This window comes from Streptomyces sp. NPDC045026, from assembly GCF_056432625.1.
Map to the genome: position 1 here is coordinate 496032 of NZ_JBWKIS010000003.1, position 23649 is coordinate 519680.

19 protein-coding genes are annotated in these 23649 nt (G+C 71.5%); 13 read left to right on the forward strand and 6 right to left on the reverse strand.

The window, feature by feature from the left end; genetic code table 11:
- Positions 1-70: 70 nt before the first annotated feature.
- From gatC to AC07EJ_RS09680, 7 genes are all read left to right on the forward strand, one after another.
- Positions 71-367, forward strand: coding sequence for an Asp-tRNA(Asn)/Glu-tRNA(Gln) amidotransferase subunit GatC (gene gatC, locus AC07EJ_RS09650; RefSeq protein ID WP_016642027.1), 297 nt, complete (start codon positions 71-73; stop codon positions 365-367).
- Entirely contained in the window at positions 367-1872 is a 1506-nt protein-coding gene (gatA, locus tag AC07EJ_RS09655; protein WP_199842072.1) for an Asp-tRNA(Asn)/Glu-tRNA(Gln) amidotransferase subunit GatA, read from the forward strand. The genes gatC and gatA overlap by 1 nt, the downstream gene beginning before the upstream one ends.
- 5 nt (positions 1873-1877) lie before the next feature.
- A complete protein-coding gene (locus tag AC07EJ_RS09660) occupies positions 1878-2111 on the forward strand; it encodes a hypothetical protein (protein ID WP_100598271.1) in 234 nt (77 codons plus the stop codon).
- 16 nt (positions 2112-2127) lie between these two features.
- Entirely contained in the window at positions 2128-3639 is a 1512-nt protein-coding gene (gene gatB, locus AC07EJ_RS09665; RefSeq protein ID WP_389478360.1) for an Asp-tRNA(Asn)/Glu-tRNA(Gln) amidotransferase subunit GatB, read from the forward strand.
- A 136-nt stretch (positions 3640-3775) separates the two neighbouring features.
- A complete protein-coding gene (locus tag AC07EJ_RS09670; protein ID WP_389478361.1) occupies positions 3776-5029 on the forward strand; it encodes an SLC13 family permease in 1254 nt (417 codons plus the stop codon).
- 136 nt (positions 5030-5165) lie between these two features.
- Positions 5166-7439 (forward strand): MMPL family transporter, encoded by a 2274-nt coding sequence (locus tag AC07EJ_RS09675; protein ID WP_478884017.1) that lies wholly within the window; start codon positions 5166-5168, stop codon positions 7437-7439.
- Positions 7417-7965, forward strand: a complete 549-nt coding sequence (locus AC07EJ_RS09680) for a GNAT family N-acetyltransferase (protein WP_393584946.1) — start codon at positions 7417-7419, stop codon at positions 7963-7965. The genes AC07EJ_RS09675 and AC07EJ_RS09680 overlap by 23 nt, the downstream gene beginning before the upstream one ends.
- Before the next feature lie 96 nt (positions 7966-8061).
- Here the strand turns inward: AC07EJ_RS09680 and AC07EJ_RS09685 are convergent, their stop codons facing one another.
- Positions 8062-9207, reverse strand: coding sequence for a DUF6777 domain-containing protein (locus tag AC07EJ_RS09685; protein ID WP_478884018.1), 1146 nt, complete (start codon positions 9205-9207; stop codon positions 8062-8064).
- A 207-nt stretch (positions 9208-9414) separates the two neighbouring features.
- Here AC07EJ_RS09685 and AC07EJ_RS09690 point away from each other — a divergent pair, with 207 nt between their 5' ends.
- Entirely contained in the window at positions 9415-10710 is a 1296-nt protein-coding gene (locus AC07EJ_RS09690) for a streptophobe family protein (protein WP_478884019.1), read from the forward strand.
- A gap of 50 nt (positions 10711-10760) precedes the next feature.
- On the opposite strand, the gene AC07EJ_RS09695 is transcribed toward AC07EJ_RS09690, so the two are convergent.
- From AC07EJ_RS09695 to AC07EJ_RS09705, 3 genes are read right to left on the reverse strand one after another with little or no spacing between them, the layout of a single operon-like run.
- Positions 10761-11762 carry a serine/threonine-protein kinase gene (locus tag AC07EJ_RS09695; protein WP_478884020.1) on the reverse strand — a complete coding sequence of 334 codons (1002 nt, stop codon included), beginning with the start codon at positions 11760-11762 and terminating at the stop codon, positions 10761-10763.
- A complete protein-coding gene (locus tag AC07EJ_RS09700; protein ID WP_478884021.1) occupies positions 11762-12646 on the reverse strand; it encodes a hypothetical protein in 885 nt (294 codons plus the stop codon). Before AC07EJ_RS09700 ends, AC07EJ_RS09695 begins: the two co-directional genes overlap by 1 nt.
- Before the next feature lie 24 nt (positions 12647-12670).
- Entirely contained in the window at positions 12671-15103 is a 2433-nt protein-coding gene (locus AC07EJ_RS09705; protein WP_389478369.1) for an FHA domain-containing protein, read from the reverse strand.
- Positions 15104-15265: 162 nt separating this feature from the next.
- Here AC07EJ_RS09705 and AC07EJ_RS09710 point away from each other — a divergent pair, with 162 nt between their 5' ends.
- From AC07EJ_RS09710 to AC07EJ_RS09725, 4 genes are all read left to right on the forward strand, one after another.
- Positions 15266-15877, forward strand: coding sequence for a hypothetical protein (locus AC07EJ_RS09710; RefSeq protein ID WP_389478370.1), 612 nt, complete (start codon positions 15266-15268; stop codon positions 15875-15877).
- A 206-nt stretch (positions 15878-16083) separates the two neighbouring features.
- Entirely contained in the window at positions 16084-16281 is a 198-nt protein-coding gene (locus tag AC07EJ_RS09715; protein WP_389478371.1) for a hypothetical protein, read from the forward strand.
- Between the two features lie 194 nt (positions 16282-16475).
- Positions 16476-19535, forward strand: coding sequence for a helix-turn-helix transcriptional regulator (locus AC07EJ_RS09720; RefSeq protein ID WP_478884022.1), 3060 nt, complete (start codon positions 16476-16478; stop codon positions 19533-19535).
- Between the two features lie 116 nt (positions 19536-19651).
- The gene (locus AC07EJ_RS09725) at positions 19652-19954 is read left to right on the forward strand and encodes a DUF6191 domain-containing protein (RefSeq protein ID WP_389478373.1); all 303 of its coding nucleotides are present in this window, start codon (positions 19652-19654) and stop codon (positions 19952-19954) included.
- Between the two features lie 36 nt (positions 19955-19990).
- On the opposite strand, the gene AC07EJ_RS09730 is transcribed toward AC07EJ_RS09725, so the two are convergent.
- Positions 19991-21142, reverse strand: a complete 1152-nt coding sequence (locus AC07EJ_RS09730) for a PQQ-dependent sugar dehydrogenase (protein ID WP_389478374.1) — start codon at positions 21140-21142, stop codon at positions 19991-19993.
- 193 nt (positions 21143-21335) lie between these two features.
- Entirely contained in the window at positions 21336-22334 is a 999-nt protein-coding gene (locus tag AC07EJ_RS09735) for an aldo/keto reductase (protein WP_389478398.1), read from the reverse strand.
- Between the two features lie 98 nt (positions 22335-22432).
- Here AC07EJ_RS09735 and AC07EJ_RS09740 point away from each other — a divergent pair, with 98 nt between their 5' ends.
- Positions 22433-23383: a 2-hydroxyacid dehydrogenase gene (locus AC07EJ_RS09740; RefSeq protein ID WP_389478375.1), complete on the forward strand. Its 951-nt coding sequence runs from the start codon at positions 22433-22435 to the stop codon at positions 23381-23383.
- Positions 23384-23649 lie beyond the last annotated feature (266 nt).

A 23649-nucleotide genomic window follows, 5' to 3' on the forward strand; every position in this document is an offset into this window, starting at 1 on the left:
GGGCGGACGACGGGAATGGGACGACTGGCCCCGGCCCAAACCACACTCACTCACCCCAGAGGATCGCTGCATGCCTGGCATCACGCGCGAGGAGGTCGCACACCTCGCACGGCTGGCGCGTCTGGAGCTGAAGGACGAAGAGCTCGACCACTTCGCCGGACAGCTCGACGACATCATCGGCGCGGTCGCCCGCGTCTCGGAGGTCGCCGACCAAGACGTACCGCCGACCTCCCACCCGCTCCCGCTGACGAACGTCATGCGGGCGGACGAGGTTCGTCCGTCGCTCACCCCCGAGCAGGCGCTCTCCGGCGCCCCGGCCCAGGAGCAGCAGCGTTTCAAGGTGCCGCAGATCCTGGGGGAGGACTAATCACCATGACGGACAGCAACATCATCAAGCTCACCGCCGCCGAGATCGCCTCGAAGATCGCCGCCGGCGAACTCACGGCCGTCGAGGTCACCGAGGCCCACCTGGCCCGGATCGAGGCCGTCGACGAGAAGGTGCACGCCTTCCTGCACGTCGACCGTGAGGGCGCGCTCGCGCAGGCCCGCGCCGTCGACGCCAAGCGCGCCGCGGGCGAGAAGCTCGGCCCGCTGGCCGGCGTCCCGCTCGCGCTGAAGGACATCTTCACCACCGAGGGCATCCCGACCACGGTCGGTTCGAAGATCCTCGAAGGCTGGATCCCGCCGTACGACGCCACCCTGACGCGCAAGCTCAAGGAAGCCGACGTCGTCATCCTCGGCAAGACCAACATGGACGAGTTCGCCATGGGGTCCTCCACCGAGAACAGCGCGTACGGCCCGACGGGCAACCCGTGGGACCTCACCCGCATCCCCGGCGGCTCCGGCGGCGGCTCCTCCGCGGCCCTCGCCGCCTACGAGGCCCCGCTCGCCATCGGCACGGACACCGGCGGTTCGATCCGCCAGCCCGCGGCCGTCACCGGCACCGTCGGCGTCAAGCCGACCTACGGCGGCGTCTCGCGCTACGGCATGGTGGCGTTCTCCAGCTCCCTCGACCAGGGCGGCCCCTGTGCCCGCACGGTCCTGGACGCGGCGCTCCTGCACGAGGTCATCGCCGGCCACGACCCGCTCGACTCGACGTCCATCGACGCGCCGGTCCCGCCGGTCGTCGAGGCCGCTCGCAACGGCTCGGTCCGGGGCATGCGCGTCGGCGTCGTCAAGCAGTTCTCCGGCGAGGGCTACCAGGCCGGCGTCGTCCAGCGCTTCAACGAGTCGGTCGAGCTGCTCACGTCGCTCGGCGCCGAGATCGTCGAGCTGGACTGCCCGACCTTCGACCTGGCCCTGTCGGCGTACTACCTGATCGCGCCGTCCGAGTGCTCGTCCAACCTGGCCCGCTTCGACGCCATGCGCTACGGCCTGCGGGTCGGCGACGACGGCACGAAGTCGGCGGAGGACGTCACCGCCCTCACCCGTGAGGCCGGCTTCGGCGACGAGGTCAAGCGCCGCGTCATCCTCGGCACGTACGCGCTCAGCTCCGGCTACTACGACGCGTACTACGGCAGCGCCCAGAAGGTCCGCACCCTGATCACCCAGGAGTTCGAGCGGGCCTTCGAGCAGGTCGACGTGATCGTCTCGCCGACGACGCCGACCACCGCCTTCCCGATCGGCGAGCGTGCCGACGACCCGATGGCGATGTACCTGGCCGACGTGTGCACGATCCCGACCAACATGGCGGGCAACGCAGCCATGTCGCTGCCCTGCGGCCTCGCGCCGGAGGACGGCCTTCCGGTCGGGCTGCAGATCATCGCCCCCGCCATGAAGGACGACCGGCTGTACAAGGTCGGCGCCGCGGTCGAGGCCGCCTTCGTGGAAAAGTGGGGCCACCCGCTGCTCGAGGAGGCTCCGTCGCTGTGAGTGCCATGGCAAAGAAGGCCAAGAACTTCAAGAAGTCCAAGACCGGCGCATACGTGTCGATTGCGACCACTGCTTTCGGCGCGATCAGTGTCGCGAAGCAGGCGAAGCTGGCCCGCAACGACCACGACACCCTGCGGCTCATCGACGCCGCGGTGTCCGCCGCCGCCATCGTTACCGGCCTGGCGATCCTCTACCGGGAGCTGAAGCGCCTGGGCGACGACGACGTCCTGCTGGGCTGAGAGGGAAAGTCTCACCGTGACCGTCACTGAACTGATGCCGTACGACGCGGCACTCGCGACGTACGACCCCGTCATGGGCCTCGAGGTCCATGTCGAGCTGGGTACGAAGACGAAGATGTTCTGCGGGTGCTCCACCGAGCTGGGCGCCGAGCCCAACTCGCAGACCTGCCCCACCTGTCTCGGCCTGCCCGGCTCCCTCCCGGTCGTCAACGCGATCGGCGTCGAGTCGGCCATCAAGATCGGCCTCGCGCTCAACTGCGAGATCGCCGACTGGTGCCGCTTCGCCCGGAAGAACTACTTCTATCCGGACATGCCGAAGAACTTCCAGACCTCCCAGTACGACGAGCCCATCGCCTTCGACGGCTACCTCGACGTACAGCTGGAGGACGGCGAGATCTTCCGCGTGGAGATCGAGCGCGCCCACATGGAGGAGGACACCGGCAAGTCGCTGCACGTCGGTGGCGCGACGGGCCGTATCCACGGCGCCTCGCACTCCCTGCTGGACTACAACCGCGCCGGCATCCCCCTCATCGAGATCGTCACCAAGCCGATCGAGGGCGCCGGGGAGCGTGCGCCGGAGGTCGCGAAGGCGTACGTCGCCGAGCTGCGCGAGGTCATCAAGGCGCTCGGCGTCTCCGAGGCCCGGATGGACAAGGGCCAGATGCGCTGCGACGTGAACCTGTCGCTGCGCACCAGCCCCGAGGTGCCCATGGGCACCCGCAGCGAGACGAAGAACGTCAACTCGCTGCGCTCCGTCGAGCGCGCGGCCCGCTACGAGATCCAGCGCCACGCGGCGGTGCTCTCGTCGGGCGGGTCGATCGTGCAGGAGACCCGGCACTTCCACGAGGAGGACGGCTCCACCACGGCCGGCCGCATCAAGGACAACGCCGAGGACTACCGCTACTTCCCCGAGCCGGACCTGGTGCCGGTGGCGCCCGCCCGCGCCTGGGTGGAGGAGCTGCGCGCGGAGCTGCCCGAGATGCCGCGCGTGCGCCGCAACCGGCTGCGCGAGGAGTGGGGAGTCTCCGAGCACGACATGCAGTCCATCCTCAACGCGGGCGCGGTCGACCCGATCGTCGCCACGATCGAGGCCGGCGCCGACTCCGTCTCCGCCCGCAAGTGGTGGATGGGCGAACTCGCCCGTAACGCCAACGAGTCGGGCACCGCGCTCGACGAGCTGCCCATCACCCCGGCCCAGGTGGCCCGGGTGGCGGCGCTCGTCTCCGCCGGCGACCTCAACGACAAGCTGGCGCGCCAGGTCATCGAGGGTGTCCTCGCGGGCGAGGGCGACCCGGACACGGTCGTCGAGAAGCGCGGCCTGAAGGTCGTCTCGGACGAGGGTGCGCTGTCCACTGCCGTGGATGACGCGATCGCGGGCAACGCGGGCATCGCGGACAAGATCCGCGGTGGCAAGGTCCAGGCGGTCGGTGCGCTGGTCGGCGCCGTCATGAAGGCCACCCGTGGCCAGGCGGACGCGGCGCGCGTCAAGGAGCTCATCCTGGAGAAGCTGGGCGTCTCCGAGGGCTGAGGGTTCTTGCGGGGGCTGAGGCGGTTCCTTCGGGGCTCCGCCCCCGTACCCCCGCGTCCTTTGGCCTCAAACGCCGGCCGGGCTGAGATGCCCGGTCGGCGTTTGCCGTGGGGAGTACGAATTCTGGAGTCGCACGTTGAGCACCATCCCCGCCGAATTCCTCTCCGTCGCCCTCCTCCTGTGCATCCTCGGCTTCGCCGTGGTGCGTCCCCGGCAGCTGCCGGAGGCCGTCGTCGCCGTGCCCGCCGCGGCGGTCGTCGTGGCGGTCGGCGCGGTGTCGCCCGCGCACGCGTGGGCCGAGACGCGGGAGCTGCTGCCGGTCGTCGGATTCCTCGCGGCCGTCCTCGTGCTTGCTCAGCTCTGCGCCGACGAGGGCCTGTTCAAAGCCGCGGGCGACGCGATCGCGCGCGCCTGCAAGGGCAGTCCGCGCCGCATGCTCGGCGGGGTCTTCGCCGCGGCCGCCGTGATCACGGCCGTACTGAGTCTGGACGCCACCGTCGTGCTGCTCACGCCGGTCGTCCTCGCCACGGCCCGCCGGATCGGCGCGAGGCCGCGCCCGCACGTCTACGCGAGTGCCCACCTCGCCAACTCCGCCTCGCTGCTCCTGCCGGTCTCGAACCTCACCAACCTCCTCGCCTTCACCGCGAGCGGACTCACCTTCGCGCGGTTCGCGGGCCTGATGGCGCTGCCGTGGCTGGGCGCGATCGCCGTCGAGTACGCGGTGTTCCGGCGGTACTTCGCCGCCGACCTGGCGGCGCCCGCGCACGAGCCGGACGCCGAGGAGCCGCCCGGCCTGCCCGTGTTCACCCTGACCGTCCTCGCCCTGACACTCGTGGGCTTCGTCGTCACCTCGTTCGCCGGGATCGATCCGCTGTGGGCGGCGATCGCCGGCACGGCCGTCCTCGCGGCGCGGGCGCTCGGGCAGCGGCGCACGACCCCGTTCGCGCTGGTGAAGTCGGCGCACCCGTACTTCTGCCTCTTCGTCCTCGCGCTCGGGATCGTGGTCAAGGCGGTCGTCGACAACGGGCTCGGGGACGGCATCGACCGGCTGCTTCCCGCGGGCTCGTCGCTGCCCGCGCTGCTCGCCGTCGCCGGGGTCGCGGCCCTGCTCGCCAACCTGATCAACAACCTTCCGGCTGTTCTCGCGCTGCTCCCCGTGGCGGCGGCCGCGGGTCCGGGACCGGTTCTCGCGGTGCTCATCGGCGTCAATCTCGGCCCGAACCTCACGTATGTGGGCTCGCTCGCCACGCTCCTGTGGCGCCGCATCGTCCATGCCCACGATGTGCATCCCGAGCTCGGCGACTTCACGCGGCTCGGCGTGCTCACGGTCCCGGCGATGCTGGTGGTGTCAACGGTCGCGCTCTGGGCGGGACTTCAGGTGCTCGGCTGACTCAGCTGACTCGGTTTGTGAGTAAGGCCACGAAAGAGACAAAAGATCACTTCTTGCTGTAAGAGTGGTTTGCCATTGCTCATGTGTCTTTGCGGGCTGTTCCCGGTGAAGATCCACAAACCCTGGGAGCACGTCCGTGGCAGCACTCGCACGATGGTGTGCACGGCACCGCCTCGTAGTCGTCCTGCTGTGGCTCCTCGCCCTCGGCGGCACGAGCGCGGCAGCGGCCGTCGCGGGCTCCTCGTACTCGAACGACTACGAGGCACCGGGCACCGAGTCGGGACGCGCCACCCAGCTCCTGAACGACGGGTTCCCCGGCCTCGGCGGCGACAGCGACACCGTCGTGTGGCACACGGACGGCAGCATGGTCCGCGCCGCCGACGTGAAAGAGCGCATGACCCGCACGCTCGACAAGATCGAGCACCTGCCCGGCATCGCCGCCGTCACCGGCCCGTACGACCAGCAGGGCACCGGACAGATAAGCGCCGACGGACGCACCGCCTACGCCACGGTCACCTTCCACGAGCAGTCCGGCGACATCGCCAAGGCGGACGCGCAGCGCCTCGTCGACACCGCCAAGGCCGCCGAGAAGAACGCCCCCGACGGACTTCGGGTCGAACTCGGCGGCAGCGCCGTGGCCCTGACCGAGTCCACCCAGGGCCATGTCGCCGAGATCGTCGGCGTCGTGGTCGCCGCCGCCGTGCTGCTCGTCGCCTTCGGCTCCCTCGCGGCCAGCGCCCTGCCGATCGCCACGGCGCTCGTCAGCGTGGGCACAGCCGTCTCCGCCATCGTGCTCCTCGGCCATGTGATGACCGTCGCCGACTTCGCCCCGATGCTCGGCATGCTCGTCGGCCTCGGCGTGGGGATCGACTACGCGCTGTTCATCGTGACCCGGCACCGGCGCGGCCTGAAACAGGGCCTGTCCGTGAACGCCGCCGCCGAGCGCGCCGTCGCCACCACCGGACGCGCCGTCGTCTTCGCCGGCGCCACCGTCTGCATCGCGCTCCTCGGCATGCTGATCCTGCGCCTCAGTTTCCTCAACGGCGTCGCGATCGCCGCGTCCCTGACCGTGCTCCTCACCGTCGCCGCGTCCGTCACACTGCTGCCCGCGCTCCTGTCGTTCATCGGCATGCGCGCACTCAGCAGGCGCCAGCGGCGCAGACTCGCCGAACACGGGCCCGAACCGGAGCTGCCGACCGGGCTCGCCGCCCGCTGGGCCGTCTTCGTGGAGCGCCACCCACGTCTCCTCGGCGGCGTCGCCCTCGGCGTGATCACGGTGCTCTCGGTGCCCACGCTCTTCCTGCACCTGGGCACGTCCGACCAGGGCAACAACGCGTCGTCGTCCACGACCAGGCAGGCCTACGACCTCCTGGCCGACGGTTTCGGGCCAGGTGTGAACGGGCCGCTGACCCTCGTCACCCCCATAGACGGCGCCGGCGACCAGGTGGCCGTGAGCCGTCTTGAGTCCATGATCGGCTCGGCCGAGGGCGTCTCCTCCGTGACCCCCGCGACGTACAACGACAGCGGCACCGCCGCCTTTCTGACCGTCGTGCCGAAGTCCGCGCCGCAGTCCCAGAGGACCAGCGAGCTCGTCGACCGGCTGCGCAGCGACGTCATCCCGGCGGCCGAGAAGAACACGTCCCTCGACGTGCAGCTCGGCGGAGTCACCGCCAGCTACGACGACTTCGCCGATGTCATCATCGGCAAACTGCCGCTGTTCGTGGGCGTCGTCATCGGGCTCGGCTGCGTCCTGCTGCTCCTGGCCTTCCGCTCGATCGGCATCCCCCTCAAGGCCGCCGCGATGAACGTCGCGGCGGTCGCCTCGGCCTTCGGCGTGGTCGTCGCGATCTTCCAGTGGGGCTGGGGCAGCGAAATGCTCGGCCTCGGCAGAGCGGGCCCGATCGAACCCTTCCTACCCGTGATCATGGTTTCGGTCCTGTTCGGGCTCTCGATGGACTACCAGGTGTTCCTGGTCAGCCGCATGTACGAGGAGTGGCTGGAGAGCCGCGACAACCGGCGGGCCGTCCGCGTCGGGCTCGCCGAGACCAGCCGCGTCATCAACTCCGCGGCCGTCATCATGATTTCGGTCTTCCTGGCCTTCGTCCTCAGTGGCGACCGGGTCATCGCGATGTTCGGCATCGCGCTGGCCGCCGCCGTGGCCCTCGACGCGTTCGTCCTGCGCACGCTCCTGGTGCCCGCCCTCATGCACATGCTCGGCGGCGCCAACTGGTGGCTGCCGAAGTGGCTGGACCGCCGGCTGCCCCGCATCAGCATCGAGCCGCCCGAGCGCCGCGAGGCGCATGCGAGTATTTCCGGACAGCGCCCGGCCGCGGACGACGCGCTGGTGGACGCTCTGGTGAAGGCCCGAGCCGAGGAGCGGAGGCGCGATGTACACGATCTCCCTGGGTGACGACGGCGCGGAGCTGCGGCCCCTTGAGACGTGGCACGCCGAGCAGTTCCTCGCCCATCTGGAGCGCGGCCGGGAGTTCATCGGGCAGCACATCGCGTTCGGCTCGGACATCAAGGACGTCGCCTCGGCCCGAGACCTGCTCAGGTCCTACGCCGACAAGCGCGCCGCCGACAGCGGAAGCCTGCACGGCCTCTGGCTGGACGGGACACTCGTCGGCGGCCTGCTGTTCCGGATCTTCGACGCGGAGGGCGGCAACTGCGAGATCGGCTGCTGGCTGGAACCGGCGGGCGCCGGACGGGGCCTCGTCACGCGCGGCGCCCGCCTCCTCATCGACTGGGCGGTCCACGAACGCGGCATCCACCGCGTGGAGTGGGTCGTCTCCTCCGAGAACGGACCCAGTCTGAACGTGGCGCGCCGGCTCGGCATGCGGCGGGACGGGGTGCTGCGCGCGGCGGGCTCGCACAACGGCGTCAAGCAGGACCTTGAGGTGTGGTCGGTGCTCGCGCCGGAGTGGCGCGCGAGCTGATTCGCCGGGTCCGTCCCATGACTCGGTGGACCGGGGATTCGCCGGCCGGGGATCCGTTGGCCGGGGCTCCGTCGGCCGGGACTCCGGAGGCCGGGGTCAGCTCGCCGGTTGTGAGGGGGGTGACTTCGGGGCGGGGGAATCTGCGCCCGACGGTGGGGTGCGCGGCGTGGTCTTCATGTCGCCGGCGCCCGTGCTGCCCGCGTTCCGGGTGAACCAGCCCTCGGTCTCCGGGTCGTACATCACGAACCTGTTCACCGGCTGCGCCGCGGGCGACACGACGACCACGTCCGACGACTTGTAACCGGACCAGGCCTTGCCCTCACGCTTCACCGACCCCTGCAGAGGCACCGGCGCGAGCAGCGGATTCCCGCACGAGCACCGCACGCGCGGCTCGCCGCGGTCGTTCACGAGGACGGCCGTGCCGGACTGGAGAACCGACTGGAACGTGGTCGCGGCGCCGTCGCGGAAGCCGTGATTGGTGACCCGGGTGTCGAGGCGGAGCCGAACCGGTGTCAGTGACCGCAGATAGGCGGGGACTCCGGACGGGTCGATACCGAGGACCGAGGCGAACGCCTTGCTCTTGTCCGGCTCCGCGCCCAGCGCGGAGATCTGCTTCTCCACGTCACAGCTGGAGACGTTGCGGGTGCCGCCGTACAGACCGGCGGCGGAGCCCTCGACTCCCCGTACGACGTTCGCGCTCTGCGACGAGCCGTCGCCGGGCGCGCTGGGCAGCGTGGTCGGAGTCGTCGCGGTGGCACCTTTGCGGGTGCTCGACCCGGTGTACGGGTCGGGGCCGGACGAGTCGGCGCTCTGGAGGAAGAGCTTGCCGCCGGCCGTGGTTCCGCCCCTGCCTCCACCACCGCCGCCGGAGCTGGTGAGGACGATGGTGAGGACCACCGCGGCGACGATCAGGACACCGAGCCCCACGAGCTTCTTGGGCGTGAACCGCCACCAGGGGCGATCGGGTCCCGGTCCCTCCGGTGGCGGGGTCCCACTCGGCGGGGGCGGGCCGCCGGGGGGTGGGGTGTCGCCGGGATCGCCGCCTGTTCCGCCGGGGCCGCCGCCCGTTCTGCCGGAGCCGGAGCCGGAGCCGGTGTCGGTGCCTTCGCCGGACGGCCCGCGCTCGCCGTCGTTGGGGTGCTCGGACGGCGGCGGGGGTACGGACGCGGGCCGGGTCGGGCCCGAGAGCGGGCCGGATGGGGGGCCGGTGGGGCGGCCGGGCTCCGTCGGTCGGTCACTCACGGGCGCTTCTTCTCACCGTAGGAGGCAGGGGACGGGACGGGGGAGGGCCCGCCTCTCGGTCCGGTGGCCGGGTCCCTCTGTCCCGCTACCTCCACATTGTGTGCTCCGTGCTCGTACGCCTCGCAAGCCGAACTCGTACGGCCCGTAAGCCGGCGCGGTCGGCCCTCCCGAGGGGCGGACCGCCGGGCGTCTGCCTAGCGTGGCCACGTGAGTGAACAGGCATCCGACGGCCCGACCGGAACCAGGCGCAGCGCGAAACACGGCTGGGCCGCGGCCCTCGTGGCGGTGCTCGCCGGGCTCGTGGCCATGGTGGTCACGGCCTCCCTCGGCCTGTGGGCCGCGGGTGCGACCGGGCTCCCCGGGAGCGCCTTCCCCCGAGTGGTCGCCGCCGTCGTGGTGATGGCGGCCGGCGGCTCCGTCGAACTGGACGGAAACGCCGGGGACCTCGCCCGGACGCACGCCGACATCTCCGTCCTGCCCCTCTCCGTGACCCTCGCCGGAGCGCTGGTGATCGCCGCGGGCTTCCTGCGGCCCCTGCGGCACCGGGCCATCGCGAGCAGCGGCGAACTCCTCGGCTGGGCCGGGCGGGTGGCCGTGCCGTGGGTGGTGGCGCTCATCGTCCTCTCGCTCCTGGCCAGGCAGAACTTCGACATCCCCGTCACGGACCCGACCGGCGGCATCATCGAGGGCATCCTGAACGGCGCGCCCAAGGTCGGATTCCGGACGAACCTGCCCCTCACGATCCTCTTCGGCGTGCTGTGGCTCGCGGGCGTCATGATCCTCGCCGTCCTCGTGTCACGCGGCGCCCCGCTCCCCGCCCGCCTCGTCCGCTTCCAGGAGTCGGTGCGCCCGGCCGCGTACGCGATGGTCGCGCTGCTCCTCGTGTACGTGGCCCTGGGCGTCGTCATCGGGCTCGTCGTCGCCGCGACGCGCGGCCACGCGTCCGAGACGTTCGCCGTGATCCTCCTCGGCCTGCCCAACCTCGTCTGGTTCGGCTACACCATCGGCCTCGGCGCGTCCTGGGACGGCAAGGTCGACGGCCCGTTCGGCCTGCCCATGCCGCACATCCTCGACGCCGTACTCCGTACGCCCGACATCTCCACCGTCAACGTCAGCACGCTCGCCGAGCAGGACGGCCGGATCTGGTGGTCGGTCGCGGTGGCCGCGATCCTGACGCTGGCGGCCGCGTTCGGGATGGCGCTGCGGTCACCCGCCCGGATGCGGGCGTGGCAGCACGCCGTCCACATGGCGGTGGCCCTAGTCCTGACCGTGCTCGCGATCTGCCTCCTCGCCCGCATCTCCGCGCGCTACGGCCTGTCGCTCCTCGGCATCGGCGACATCGGCGGTGGGCTCGGCGGCGAGGTGTCGCTGCGCCCGCACCTGTGGACCGCCCTCGGCCTCGCCGTCCTGTGGGGCCTGGTCACGGGGTTCCTCGGCGGTCTGCTCGCGTCGCGGCTCCACCGGCGCGGAGAGGTGCGGGTGGCGGGGCCGGTGCAGAAGTGAGGGGCGGGGCCTGTTCAGCGAGTTGGGCGGGTCAGACATGAGGGGCGGGGTCAGCGCACGAGACCGGTGAAGACCGGCAGTGCCCATCGCGGGGGTGCGGGCGGGGGTTCGGCCGTGGGAGACCACGCACTGATCCGGCCGTCCACGCGCGTCGGAGGATGGCTGTCCCGGACACCGCCACGCGCCGCCGCGCGCAGCGCCGCCACGAACTGGAGGCACGAGTCGTAGCGGTCGTCCGGGCTCTTGGCCAGCGCCTTGGCGAGTACGGCGTCCATGGCGGCGGGGAGTTCGGGGCGCAGCCCGGTCAGGGGCGGTGGCGGGTCGAACTGGTGGGCCCACAGCAGCGCCATGTCGTCGTCGCGCTGGAACGGCGGCAGACCGGTCAGGGTCTCCTGGACGACACAGGCGAGGCTGTAGACGTCGCACCTGCCGTCGACGGGGCGGCCGGAGATCTGCTCGGGCGCCACATAATCGAGCGTGCCGACGAACTGGCCCACGGACGTGAACCCGGTCAGGGACAGCGACTTCTTCGTCAGGCCGAAGTCCGTGAGGTAGACGTGCTCGGGGTGATCGCTGTCCGTGCCCGCGGCGACCAGGACGTTGCCCGGCTTCACGACCCGGTGCACCAGGTCGTGGTCGTGGGCGGCGTCGAGCGCGGACGCGACCTGAGCGGCGATCCGTACTGCCGTCCCCACGGGCAGCGGCCCCTGGCGGTCGAGGAGCGCGCGAAGGTCCTGACCCGCGACGAAGCGCATGGCGATGTAGAGGATGCCCTCGGTCTCGCCCGCCTCGAAGACCGGCACGATGTGCGGATGGTCGATGGCGGCGGCGACGCGCGACTCGTGCGTGAACCGTTTGCGGAAGGTGTCGTTACGGGCGAGTTCGGGTGCGAGCAGCTTGAGCGCGACGGTGCGGTCGAGGCGCAGGTCCATGGCCCGGTAGACGACCGCCATGCCGCCCCGGCCGATCTCGCACTCCACGCGGTACCCGGCGATCTGCCGCCCGATCAGATCGGACGGCCGTCCGGCGGGCAACCGCGGATCGTCCACCATCACCGGTCACCCGGCCCTTGGGCGCTGCGCTCGCGCTCGTCCGCGTCGTAGCCGGTCATCTGCCCGGGGTCCACGACGCGCGTGGGTTCGGGGGGCTTGGGGGGCGGGGTCTGGGCCGGAGTCGGGGTCGGGGTCTCGTTCGGGGTGGGGGGTGCCCCATCGAGGGTCTCGTCCGGGCCGGGGCCTGTGGGGTTCTTGTCCGGGCCGGGGCCGGGGCCGTCGGCGTTCTCGTCCGGGCCCGAGCCGCCGGCCTGTGTCGGGTCCGCGACGCCGGCCTGTGTCGGGCCCGCGACGCCCGTGGGTTCAGGGTCCGCGATGCCGGTTGGTTCAGGGTCCGAGTGGTGCGCGGGTTCAGGGTCCGCCGGGTGCGCGGGCGCCGATGTCGCCGCGCTCGGGCGCCCAGGGCCCGCCTCCGCCGCGTACGTACTCAGCTGCGTACCGTCGCAGTACACCCAGCGCTCGTGCTCGGCGTCGTACAGCCACACCGCCTCGCCGTCGACGACCATCCCCACCCGCAGCCCCTGCGTGCGGCGCCGGAACGTCTCCCCGTCGATGCGCTCCTCGGCCAGTTCCCGCGCGGCGCGCCGGTACTGGCCCGCCGCCTCCTCGACGCGCGCCATCAGCGGTCGCGGATCCGCAGTGCGGGCCATCGGCTTTCCGGCCTCCGGCGGGTCGTGCGGCACGGCGACGAGCAGGCGCCCGTCGACCCACGCCGACCAGCCGTTGGCGCACACGATCCGGCCCCAGTCCGCGCGCCGGTCGACCAACTCGACCGGGAGCAACGGGTCGAGGGGCTGCGTCGGCCGGGACACGTCCGGCTCCTCCCAGGCGGGCAGCCCGTCCGGGGGCACGACATGGGTGGGGCGGAATTCCGGTGTCGCCATGGGCGCCTCTCCGCTGCCTCTCCGCTACTTCCGCATGATGGCGGGCTCGTGCCGGCGCAGCAGGCGTGCGACGGCGAATCCGAAGACGACCGAGAGCACGACCAGCATCCCCATGTTGAGCAGCCACACCCCGGCGGAGTGCTCGAACAGGGGGTCGCTCGTCAGCTTCCCCGGCACGATCCGGGACAGACCGACCGTGCCCGCCATCGCGCCCAGCGCCCACCTCGACGGAACCAGCCACGACAACTGCTCGATCCCGGGCACCCCGTGCAGCTTGAGCAGCGCACCGCAGAACACGACCTGGATGATCGCGAGGAGCACCAGGAGCGGCATGGTGACCTCCTCCTTGCGCACCAGGGCGGAGACGAGCAGGCCGAGCATCATCGCCGTGAACGACAGGAGTGCCACGGTGAGCGTGATCTCCACGAGCGGAGGCATCAACACCCCCTTGCCACCCGGCGCGTTGAGGTCGACACCGACGAGCCCGACCAGCGTCAGGACGACGGCCTGGAGCACCGTGATGGCGCCGAGAACGACGACCTTGGACATCAGGTACGCGGATCTGGACAGCCCGACGGCACGTTCCCGCTGGTAGATCACCCGTTCCTTGACCAGCTCGCGCACGGCGTTGGCGGCGCCCGTGAGCACACCGCCCACACACAGCAGGAGCAGCGCGTTCATCGCCGACTCCTGGGTGAGGCGGCTGCCGGCCAGCGCACGGACCATCGCACCCATCACGAACGGCAGCGCGATCATGATGGCGAGGAAGGTCCGGTCGGCGCTCAGCGCGGCCGCGTACCGCCGTACGAGGGTCCGCAGCTGCGCGCCCCAGCTCCGCGTCCTCGGCGGCGGGGCGACCTCCGCCGACGGGGCGTTCGGCACCCGGGGCTGCGCCGTGGAGTTCACGATGTACTGACGGTGGAACAGGGACGTGCTGTAGTCCTCCGCCCAGGGGCGGTCCCGGTCGTTCTCGAAGGCCTCGAACGCCTCCGGCCACTCCTCGAAACCGAAGAACCCGAGCGCGTCCCCCGGCGGCCCGTAGAACGCGATCTTCCCGCCGGGGGCGAGCACCAGCAGCCGGTCGCACACCTCCAGGCTGAGGACGCTGTGGGTGACGACGATGACGGTCCGCCCGTCGTCGGCGAGGCCGCGCAGCATGTTCATCACCGAGCGGTCCATGCCCGGGTCCAGCCCGGACGTCGGCTCGTCGAGGAAGAGCAGGGACGGCTTCGTGAGCAGTTCGAGGGCGACGCTCACGCGCTTGCGCTGACCGCCGGAGAGGCTGTGGATGGGCTGCGCCGCCCGCTGTTCGAGGCCCAGTTCGCGGACGACCTCGTCGACGCGGTCGCGCCGCTCGGACCGTGCGGTGTCCTGCGGGAAGCGGAGTTCGGCCGCGTAGCCGAGGGCCCGGTGCACGGTCAGCTGGGAGTGCAGGATGTCGTCCTGCGGTACGAGCCCGATGCGCTGGCGCAGCTCCGCGTAGTCGCGGTACAGGTCGCGGCCGTCGTACAGCACCGTGCCCTGGTCGGCGGGGCGCAGTCCGGTCAGCGCGTTGAGCAGCGTGGACTTGCCGGCGCCGCTGGGGCCCACGACGGCGAGCAGACACTTCTCGCCGACCGGGAACGAGACGTGATCGAGCAGCGTCTTGCGGCCCCGGTCCACGGTGACCGCCAGGCCCTGGACGTCGAGCGAGACCTCGCCGGTGTCGACGAACTCCTGCAGCGTGTCGCCGACCAGGCAGAACGCGGAGTGGCCGATACCCACGATGTCCCCGGGTGAGACCCGGGCGCGGGAGACGGTCGAGCCGTTGAGGAAGGTGCCGTTGTGCGAGCCGAGGTCGACGATCTCGTACGTGCCGTCGGGCTGCGCCCGCAGTTCCGCGTGGCGGCGGGAGACGGTCAGGTCGTCGACGACGAGATCGTTGTCGGTGCTGCGGCCGATGTGAACGGTGCGGGCCGGCAGCGGCCGCACGGTGGACGGCCGCCGGAACGTGCCGGTCGCGCCGGGCATGGACACGGACGAGGGCCGTTCGGCGCGGCCGGGTGCCGCCGCCACCTGATCGAGTACGTGATCAGGAATATGGTCCGGCACTTGATCCGCCGGGTGTTCCGTTACGGACTTGGGTGCCGGCGGCGGCTCATGGCCGACCAGTACGGCGCGCGGCCCGTCGGCGGGGTGACCGAACCGGATGACCGTGCCCGCTCCCACCCCGGACTCGTGGATGCGCCTGCCCCCGGTGTAGGTGCCGTTCGTACTGTCCTCGTCCTCGAGGGACCAGTGGTCGGCGACGGGCCGGAGCACCGCGTGGTGCCACGAGACGCGGACGTCGTCGATGACGATGTCACTCAGGGGGTCGCGGCCGACGTGGTAGTCCCTGCTCGGACTCATCACCGTGGGTCCCGCATCGGTTTCGAGCACAAGCTCGGGCGCAGTCGGCGAGACTGGCCGCTCTGCCATGCTCGAATTCTAACGATATGTACTGGCATGTGCCTGATCGGATGAGTGCCCCGGCCACCCACAGACCCTGCACAGGCCCGGCACAGGCCCGGCACAGGCCGGACTCAGCCCGGACTCAGCTCGTTAAGAGAGCTCTCAGACTCCGTCCGTACGGTGCGGGGCATGGTTACGAAGACTGATGACGAGACGGTCGAGACGCCCGACACGGCCGAGACCCCCGAGGCCACCACCGCCGATGCCCCGGAGGCCGCCGGGACCCCTGAGGTCACTCAGGTCACCAAGGAAACTGACACCACCGATGCCGCCGAGGTCACCGACGGCACTGACGCGGACCTGGACGACGAGCCGTTCGCGTCCGCCGAGCCCGTGGAGAACTCCTCCGGCGTGGGGCAGGGCGCCGGCGCCGTCGTCTCCGCCGCACTCGGCGTCGTCGCGCTCAGCGGCAGCTGGGTCGCGACCGTCGCCTCGGCCCGCGAGTCCCTGATCGGCCAGCTCCAGACCTCGCAGGGCGCGAGCGTCGCCAAGCAGGTCTCCGAGGTCTACGGCGACTCGTGGCACGCCACCGCCCTGGTCGGCGGGGTCTTCGCGCTCCTCGCGCTGATCGTCGCCGCGGTCGTCCTGGCGAGGCCCGCGTTCGGCGCCCCCGGCAGGCCGCAGGCCGTGTGGATCAAGTCGGTCGCCTGGGCCGGTTTCTCCCTCGGCGCTCTCGGTCTGATCCTCGCCGTGGCGAAGTACACCGACGTTCTGATGGCTCTCCCCTCGGCCTCTTCCTGATTCCTGATACCTGACTCCTGGTTCCTGTTTCCTGAGACGTGCGTCGGGGGCACCTCAGACTTTTCTGAGGACCTCTGAGGTACGTCTAAGGCCCCCCGCACCCGGAACATGCGGCACTCTCCCGATGTGGCGGACCCCCCTGGGAGACGAGTGTTGAGGCATCGCAGAAAGCGAAGCCCACCACCACTCACCACCAGGAGCACCAGATGTACGAGTACGAGATCCACCAGGTCCGCGCCGCCGAACTGGTCCGCCAGGCCGAGCACAGCCGCCTGGTCCGCGAGGCCCGTGAAGCCCGGCGCAACCGGCGCGCGGAGCGCCGCGCCGGCTCTGCCGGCCAGGACGCGGAGGGGCGGGTGAGCAGTCCGCGCTCGCTCCGCTCCCGTTTCGCCCGCGCGGCCTGACGATGAAGGCAGAGCCGGGGGAGGGCCACGCGCGGGTGGTCCTCCCTTTCCACGCGCCTGACAGTCACCTTGGCTTCCACGCGCTTGACGGTCACCTCGACTTCCACACATCTGACAGGCGTCTCGACGCACCTGACCCGCGCCCGGCTCCGCCGTTGGCGATAACGGGTGCCGCGCAGTCGGATCCCTGTGCGATGCTCGCCCCTGTGGAGACCAGGTGCGTCAGCCCGGTGTTCGTCGGCCGCGCCGGTGAACTGGGCGTACTCAACAAGGCGCTCGCCCGTGCCACCACGGGGGAGCCGCAGGCCATGCTGCTCGGGGGTGAGGCGGGGGTCGGCAAGACCCGTCTCGTCGAGGAGTTCGCGCTCGCCGCACGCCGCGAGGGCGCCGTCGTCGCGCTCGGCGGATGCGTCGAGATCGGTGCGGACGGGCTTCCGTTCGCCCCCTTCTCGACCGCCCTGCGGGCCCTTCGCCGGCTGCTGCCCGAGGAGTTCGTCGCGGCGGCCGCCGGACAGGAGACCGAACTCGCACGGCTCCTGCCCGAACTCTCCCCGGCGCCGACCGGACGCGACGGACGCCACGACGAGGAGAGCATGGCCCGGCTCTTCGAGCTGACGGCCCGTCTCCTGGAGCGCGTCGCCGCCGACCGCACCGTCCTCGTCGTCCTGGAAGACCTTCACTGGGCCGACGCCTCCACCCGCCACCTCCTCTCCTACCTCTTCCGCACGCTGCGCAGCGGCCGCCTCGTCATCCTCGCCACCTATCGCGCCGACGACATCCACCGCCGCCACCCGCTGCGCCCGCTCCTCGCCGAACTCGACCGCCTGCGCACCGTCACCCGCCTCGAACTCGACCGGTTCAGCCGCGACGAGGTGTCCCGCCAGATCGCCGGGATCTTCGCGGCCGAGCCCGAACAGGCCCAGGTCGACGACATCTTCGAGCGCTCCGACGGAAACGCGTTCTTCGTCGAGGAACTGGCCGTCGCCACCAGCGAGGGCAGCTGCACCGGCCTGTCCGAGACACTGCGCGACGTGCTCCTCGTCCGTGTGGAGAGCCTTCCCGACGACGCCCAGCGCGTGGCCAGGATCGTCGCCGAGGGCGGCTCCACCGTCGAGTACGCGCTGCTCGCCGCCGTCGCCCGGCTCGGCGAGGACGAACTGATCGAGGCCCTGCGCGCCGCCGTCGGCGCCAATATCCTGCTCGCCACCCCCGACGGGGACGGCTACCGCTTCCGCCACTCCCTGGTCCGCGAGGCCGTCGGCGACGACCTCCTGCCGGGCGAACGCTCCCGATTCAGCCGCCGCTACGCCGAGGCGCTCGAGGCCGACCCCTCGCTCGTCCGCGCCGACGAACGCGTCACGCGCCTCGCGAGCTACTGGTACCACGCCCACGACCCGGCCAAGGCCCTGCCCGCCGTCCTCGACGCGTCCGTCGAAGCCCGCCGCCGGCACGCCTACTCCGAGCAACTGCGGCTCCTGGAACGGGCGATGAACCTCTGGGACGAGACCCCCGAGGACATCCGCGCCGAACTGCGCCCCGTCGACTACACCGAGGTCTATCCGCCCTGCGGCTGCGATCCCGCCACCACCCCCCTGCGCTACCTCGATCTGATGGCCGAGGCCGCCGTCGCCGGCCGCCTGTGCGGTGAACGCGAACGCGCCCTGAAAATCATCAAACGCGCCCTGCGCCTCATCGACGACGCCGACGAGGAGAAGGACCCACTGCGCGCCGCCTGGTTCTGGATCCAGCGCTCCCGTCTCGTCCCGTCCCTCGGCCGCGGTGACGGCTGGGCCGAGATCGCCACCGCCCAGGAACTCGTACGCGGACTGCCGCCGTCCGAGGTGCACGCCGAGGTCCTCACCAACGTCGCTTCCTGGGGCATGCTCCACGAGCCCGGCGAAGAGACCCTGGCCGCCGCCGAACGGGCCGTCGAGTACGCCCGCATGGTCAAGGCCGAGGACATCGAGCTGAACGCCAGACTCACTCTCGGCGGCCTCCTCGTCGACGCGGGCGATGCCGACCGCGGCTTCGCCGAGATGCACGCCGTCCGCGACCGCGTCGTCGAGATCGGCCTCGTCCCGCAGGTCGGCCGCGTCCACATCAACCTCGCCTCCGTCCTGGAGGGCGCGGGCCGCTCCCTCGAGTCCGTGACCGTCGCCGAATCGGGCATGGGCCTGTGCCGCCGCTACGGCCTCCTCGACACGGAGGGCTGGGTCCTCACCAACATGGCCGAGTCCCTCACCTCCCTGGGCCGCTGGACCGAGGCCGAGGCCGCTGTCGACACGGCATTGCGGTCCTCCGCCCTGAGTGCCAAGCCCCGCGGCACGGCCGCCACCCGTCTCGCGACCGTGGCCCTCGGCCGCGGCGACCACGCCGAGGCGGCGGCCCAGCTCGCCGCCGCCCGCGCCCACTACGGCACCCACGACACGATGCCCCAGTACACCCTGCCCCTGTCCGCCCTCGCCGTGGGCATCGCGGCGGCCGCGGGCGGCACCCAGGGACTCCTCGACGCCCGCACCGAACTCGCCCGCGTCGTGGCCGACGGCATCCCGCCGAGCAACCAGCGCTATGCCTGGCCCCTCCTCGTCGCGGCCGCCGTCGCCGAGACCGACGCACGGGGCCTGCCGGCCGCGGAGCCCGGCCGCGCCGGAGCCGTCGACCGCATCCGCACCGCTGCGAAGCGCCTGGTCACCCCCATGCCCGTGTGGCTCGCCCACGAGCAGTGGGTCCGCGCCGAACTCCTGCGCGCCGAAGGCCGCGACACCCCTGACGACTGGTCCCATCCCCTCACCACCTTCGAGTCGCTCGACCGCCCCTACGACCTCGCCCGCGTCCGCTTCCGCGCGGCGGAGTCCCTCCTCACGGCAGCCGCCACCTTCGACGACGAGCGGGAGCGGGCCACGGAACTGCTGCGGCTCGCCGGCGCCGTCGCCGACCACCTCGGAGCGCGCCCGCTCACCGAAGCGGTCGCCCTCCTCGCCCAGCGCGCCCGCCTCACCCTGAACCGCGCCGCACCACGCCCCCAGGCCCCGGCCGACCCCGCCGAGGAACTCGGCCTCACCAGCCGCGAACGCGACGTCCTGCGCCTCGTCGCCGCAGGACGCAGCAACCGCCAGATCGCCGAGGAGCTCTTCATCTCCCCGAAGACGGCGAGCGTCCACGTCTCCAACATCCTCGCCAAACTGGGCGTCGCCGGCCGCGGTGAGGCAGCCGCTCTGGCCCACCGCCTGAGGCTCTTCGCGCCGACGGGCTGACGACCGGGCCGGGACTCGGCCCGCCCCGAACCACACCGGATCGCCACGAAGGGTGAAAATTCGCACTGTCGTACGCTGGACGGAGGTCTCGGCCACCCGGAGGCGTCGTGTTCAACATGTTCGAGGAGCTTTTCTCGCCCGGCCGCAAGCACACCAACGAGGAGCGCAAACGGCTGGAGCTGACTCGCGTCGACCTCAACGACGGCGATCCCGGGCGCGGCCCGATAGACCTCACCTCCGGCAAGGTGGTCGTCCGCGTCCCTGCCCAGGCCTCACCGGAGCCGACAGCCGAGCCCGAGCCACTTCCTGAGCGGACCCCCGAGGCGGGCGCGACCCCGAAGACCGGCCCCGGCCCCGACCCGAGCCATGACTCCGCGCCTGACCTCGACCCCACCGCCCCGTCCGATGACCGGAGCTGAGCGCGTCCTACCCCCGCCGGGATCGGGCCCCGCCCCTCAGGACACCTCCAGTTCCAGGATCCGGTCGTCGCCCTTGCGCGGCGTACCTCGTGAGTCCGTGTTGCTCGTCGTCAGCCACAGCTTGTTCCTGCCCGCGGCGACCACCGTGCGCAACCTCCCGTACCTGCCCTGCTCGGTCGCCTCGTCGATGAGGAAGGACTGGGGCGTGTCCGCCACCTTCGCCCCCCGCACGGGGATCCGCCACAGCCGCTCGCCTCTCAGGCTCGCCATCCAGATCGAGCCCTCCGCGTAGGCGATCCCGCTCGGGGATGCCTCGGACGTGTGCCACACGGCCACCGGATCGTGGAAGCCGGACCTGCCGCTCTTGCCCTCCACAACGGGCCAGCCGTAGTTGTCACCCGGCTCGATCAGGTTGAGCTCGTCCCACGTGTCCTGGCCGAACTCCGACGCCCACAGCCGCTTGTCCTTGTCCCAGGCGAGCCCCTGGACGTTTCGGTGACCGTACGTATAGACCACGGAGTCGCCGAAGGGGTTTCCTGGCGCCGGTTTCCCGTCCGGGGTCATCCGGAGGATCTTGCCGCCCGGGGACTTCTTGTCCTGGGCGTACTTCTTCACGTACGTCTCGCCCGTGCCCACGTAGAGCAGCTTGTCCGGGCCGAACGCGATGCGCCCGCCGTTGTGGTTCGAGCCCTTCGGGATACCCGTGAACACCGTCTCGGGCGCACCCAGTTGATCACCGGGCGGCTTCTTCGCGTCGTACCGCATCCGCACGATGCGGTTGTCCGACTGCGCGGTGAAGTACGCGTAGAGCCAGTGGTCCGAGGCGAACGACGGGGAGAGGGCCAGTCCGAGCAGTCCGCCCTCGCCCCCAGGGACCACCCCGGGCACGGTGCCGACCTCGGTCTTCTTGCCCGTCTTCGTGTCGACCCGCGTGATTGTCGCCTCGTCCCGCGAGGACACCAGCAGTCCGCCGCCCGGTAGCGGGGCCAGGCCCCAGGGGGAATTCAGGCCCTCGGCGACCGTGCGTACCACTCTCACCGAGCCCTTCGCCGGACCGGTGTCGCCCCCCGAGCTCCCGGAAGCGGACGAGCCGGGGGAGGCGCTGTGCCGGCTGTCCGACGGACTGTCGTCACCCGAGGAACACCCCGCCGCGAACAGGATCGAGGCGCAGGCCACCACGGCCAACATGGGCTGCACACCTGGACGTTGCACGATCGGATCCCCTCGACGCCGCGGACTGGGCTGCTGTTCTGCGCTGCGGTTCTACTGTTCATACACCGCAGCCACCCCGCAGGTTCCCGATCAACCCCGACGCGTTCGGAGCAACCTGATCCCGCCCCCGCTCTCGCATCCCCAGCCTCAAGCCCCCCTAACGGTCTCCTCAGTCCCAGGACCCGCGTGCCCGCGGCAGCTCCCCGATCTCCGCCACGTCACGGTCCGTGAGCCGCAGCTCCGCCGCCGCCGCGTTCTCCACCGCCCACCGCTCCCGCTTGGCGCCCGGCACCGGCACCACGTGTCGCCCGCGTCCCAGCACCCACGCCAGCGCCACCTGCGCCGGAGTCACCGCTTCCCCGTGCCGCGCGGCGATCCGGCGCAGGCCCGCCACGATCGGCTGGTTGGCCGCCATCATCTCCGCGATGAACCGGGGATGCCGGGCCCGCAGATCGTCGGGTTCGAAGCCCTGCCCCGGCGTCAGCGTGCCCGTGAGGAAGCCGTTGCCCAACGGCATGGCCGCGAGGAACCCCACGCCCCGCGCCTCGCACCACGGCAGCAGCGCCTCCAGGGCCTCCGGCGACCACACCGAGAGCTCGGCCTCCACTGCACTCACCGGGAACACCTGCTGCACCCGCTCCAGCTGCTGGATCGTTCCCGCATGCAGCCCGGCCCCGCCCCTGCGCGCCGCCCGCGCCCCCACCGCGCACAGCCCGAGCGCCCGCACCTTCCCGGCGCCCACCAGCTCCGCCATGGCGCCCCACGTCTCCTCGACGGGCACCTCGGGGTCGGCGCGGTGCAGCTGGTACAGATCGATGGTGTCGGTCTGGAGCCGCCGCAGCGACGCGTCGCAGGCCCGCTTCACATACCCGGGACGGCCGTTGGCGACGATGTGCTGCTCCCCGACGAGCAGCCCGCACTTGGTCGACACGAAGGCGTCGCCGCGGCGCTCCTTCAGGACCCGCCCGAGCAGCAGCTCGTTCGTGAACGGCCCGTACATGTCCGCCGTGTCCAGCAGGGTCGACCCCCGGTCCAGCGCGGCATGCACGGTGCGTACGGACTCGTCCCCCCGCTGCCGCGAGCCGGTGTAGGCCCAGCTCATCGGCATGCACCCGAGCCCGATCGCGCCCACCTCGAGCGCTGCCGCCCCGATCGTCCTGCGCTCCACCTGGAAGTAGCCTCCCCCTGCGTGTTCGAGAGGCACCCAAACTAACCTCTGGGACCCGGCCCGCCGCGCACAGCCCACCTCCCATTAGCCTCCTGACCATGAGTGCTGAGGTATCCGCCGACGTATGGCTCCCGTTCCGTGAAGACGAGGTCCCCGGGCTTCCCGGCGGGCTCGACTACCGCTTCTGGGACGGCGGCCCCGACTTCCCCGCCGACCCGGCCGACTGCGCCTTCTACGTGGTCCCCTACATGAAGGGCGCGGACGTCGGCGTACGTCCCATGGCCGAGATGACGTCCGTACGGGCCGTACAGACACTCTCCGCCGGCATCGACCACGTACAGGGAGGCCTCAAGTCGCTCCCGTCGTGCGTGCAGCTGTGCAACGCGCGCGGCGTGCACGAGGCGAGCACCGCCGAGCTCACCCTCGCCCTGATCCTGGCGTCCCTGAGGGGCATCCCCGGCTTCGTGCGGGGACAGGAGAGCGAGGAGTGGCGCTCCGGTTTCTATCCGGCGCTCGCCGACAAGAACGTACTGATCGTCGGTTACGGGTCGATCGGCTCCGCCATCGAGGACCGGCTCGCTCCCTTCGAGTGCGCGCGGGTGGTGCGCGTCGCGCGCTCCGCCCGCACGACCGCGCGCGGCCCCGTGCACCCGCTCACCGAACTGCCCGCGCTGCTCCCCGACGCGGACGTGGTGATCCTTTCGACGCCGCTCAACGACGCGACGCGTGGTCTCGCGAACGCCCCCTTCCTGGCGCGACTCAAGGACGGCGCCCTGCTCGTGAACGTCGCGCGCGGGGCCGTCGTCGACACCGAGGCACTCCTGGCCGAACTGGAGAGCGGCCGGATCACCGCCGCGCTCGACGTCACCGATCCCGAACCCCTGCCCCAGGGCCACCCGCTGTGGCACGCTCCGGGGGTACTCGTCAGCCCGCACGTCGGCGGCTCCACATCCGCCTTCTGGCCGCGGGCCAAGCGTCTGCTCGCCGCTCAGCTGACCCGGTTCGCGGCGGGAGAGCCGCTCGAGAACGTCGTCCTGACGACGGACTGACCACAGACTGACGAACGGCCTGATCACGGACGGCCTGATCACCGGCGGCCTGATCACCGACGAACTGATCACCAACGAACCGATCACCGACGGACGACGAACCGAGGCGGGTTCAGGAGAGGCCGGTCCGGGGCCTCCCGGCCCGACTTCGCGCGCCCCCGCACACGCTCCGCGCCCGCTCGGATGCGCCCCGTGCGCACATCGCCGCTGGTCGTCACGGAGAGTAGAGAGACTATGTCCCTGAGTGACGAGTCTGGTGTATCGTC

What these genes read in the sequence shown, in the direction of transcription:
- AC07EJ_RS09715 (WP_389478371.1), top strand. Translation starts at nt 16,084, where the DNA reads ATGTACGAGTACGAGATCCACCAGGTCCGCGCCGCCGAACTGGTCCGC.
- AC07EJ_RS09740 (WP_389478375.1), top strand. Translation starts at nt 22,433, where the DNA reads ATGAGTGCTGAGGTATCCGCCGACGTATGGCTCCCGTTCCGTGAAGAC.
- AC07EJ_RS09700 (WP_478884021.1), bottom strand. Translation starts at nt 12,646, where the DNA reads ATGGCGACACCGGAATTCCGCCCCACCCATGTCGTGCCCCCGGACGGG.
- AC07EJ_RS09680 (WP_393584946.1), top strand. Translation starts at nt 7,417, where the DNA reads ATGTACACGATCTCCCTGGGTGACGACGGCGCGGAGCTGCGGCCCCTT.
- AC07EJ_RS09730 (WP_389478374.1), bottom strand. Translation starts at nt 21,142, where the DNA reads ATGTTGGCCGTGGTGGCCTGCGCCTCGATCCTGTTCGCGGCGGGGTGT.
- AC07EJ_RS09705 (WP_389478369.1), bottom strand. Translation starts at nt 15,103, where the DNA reads ATGGCAGAGCGGCCAGTCTCGCCGACTGCGCCCGAGCTTGTGCTCGAA.
- AC07EJ_RS09660 (WP_100598271.1), top strand. Translation starts at nt 1,878, where the DNA reads ATGGCAAAGAAGGCCAAGAACTTCAAGAAGTCCAAGACCGGCGCATAC.
- AC07EJ_RS09720 (WP_478884022.1), top strand. Translation starts at nt 16,476, where the DNA reads ATGCTCGCCCCTGTGGAGACCAGGTGCGTCAGCCCGGTGTTCGTCGGC.
- AC07EJ_RS09725 (WP_389478373.1), top strand. Translation starts at nt 19,652, where the DNA reads ATGTTCGAGGAGCTTTTCTCGCCCGGCCGCAAGCACACCAACGAGGAG.
- AC07EJ_RS09695 (WP_478884020.1), bottom strand. Translation starts at nt 11,762, where the DNA reads ATGGTGGACGATCCGCGGTTGCCCGCCGGACGGCCGTCCGATCTGATC.
- AC07EJ_RS09710 (WP_389478370.1), top strand. Translation starts at nt 15,266, where the DNA reads ATGGTTACGAAGACTGATGACGAGACGGTCGAGACGCCCGACACGGCC.
- gatC (WP_016642027.1), top strand. Translation starts at nt 71, where the DNA reads ATGCCTGGCATCACGCGCGAGGAGGTCGCACACCTCGCACGGCTGGCG.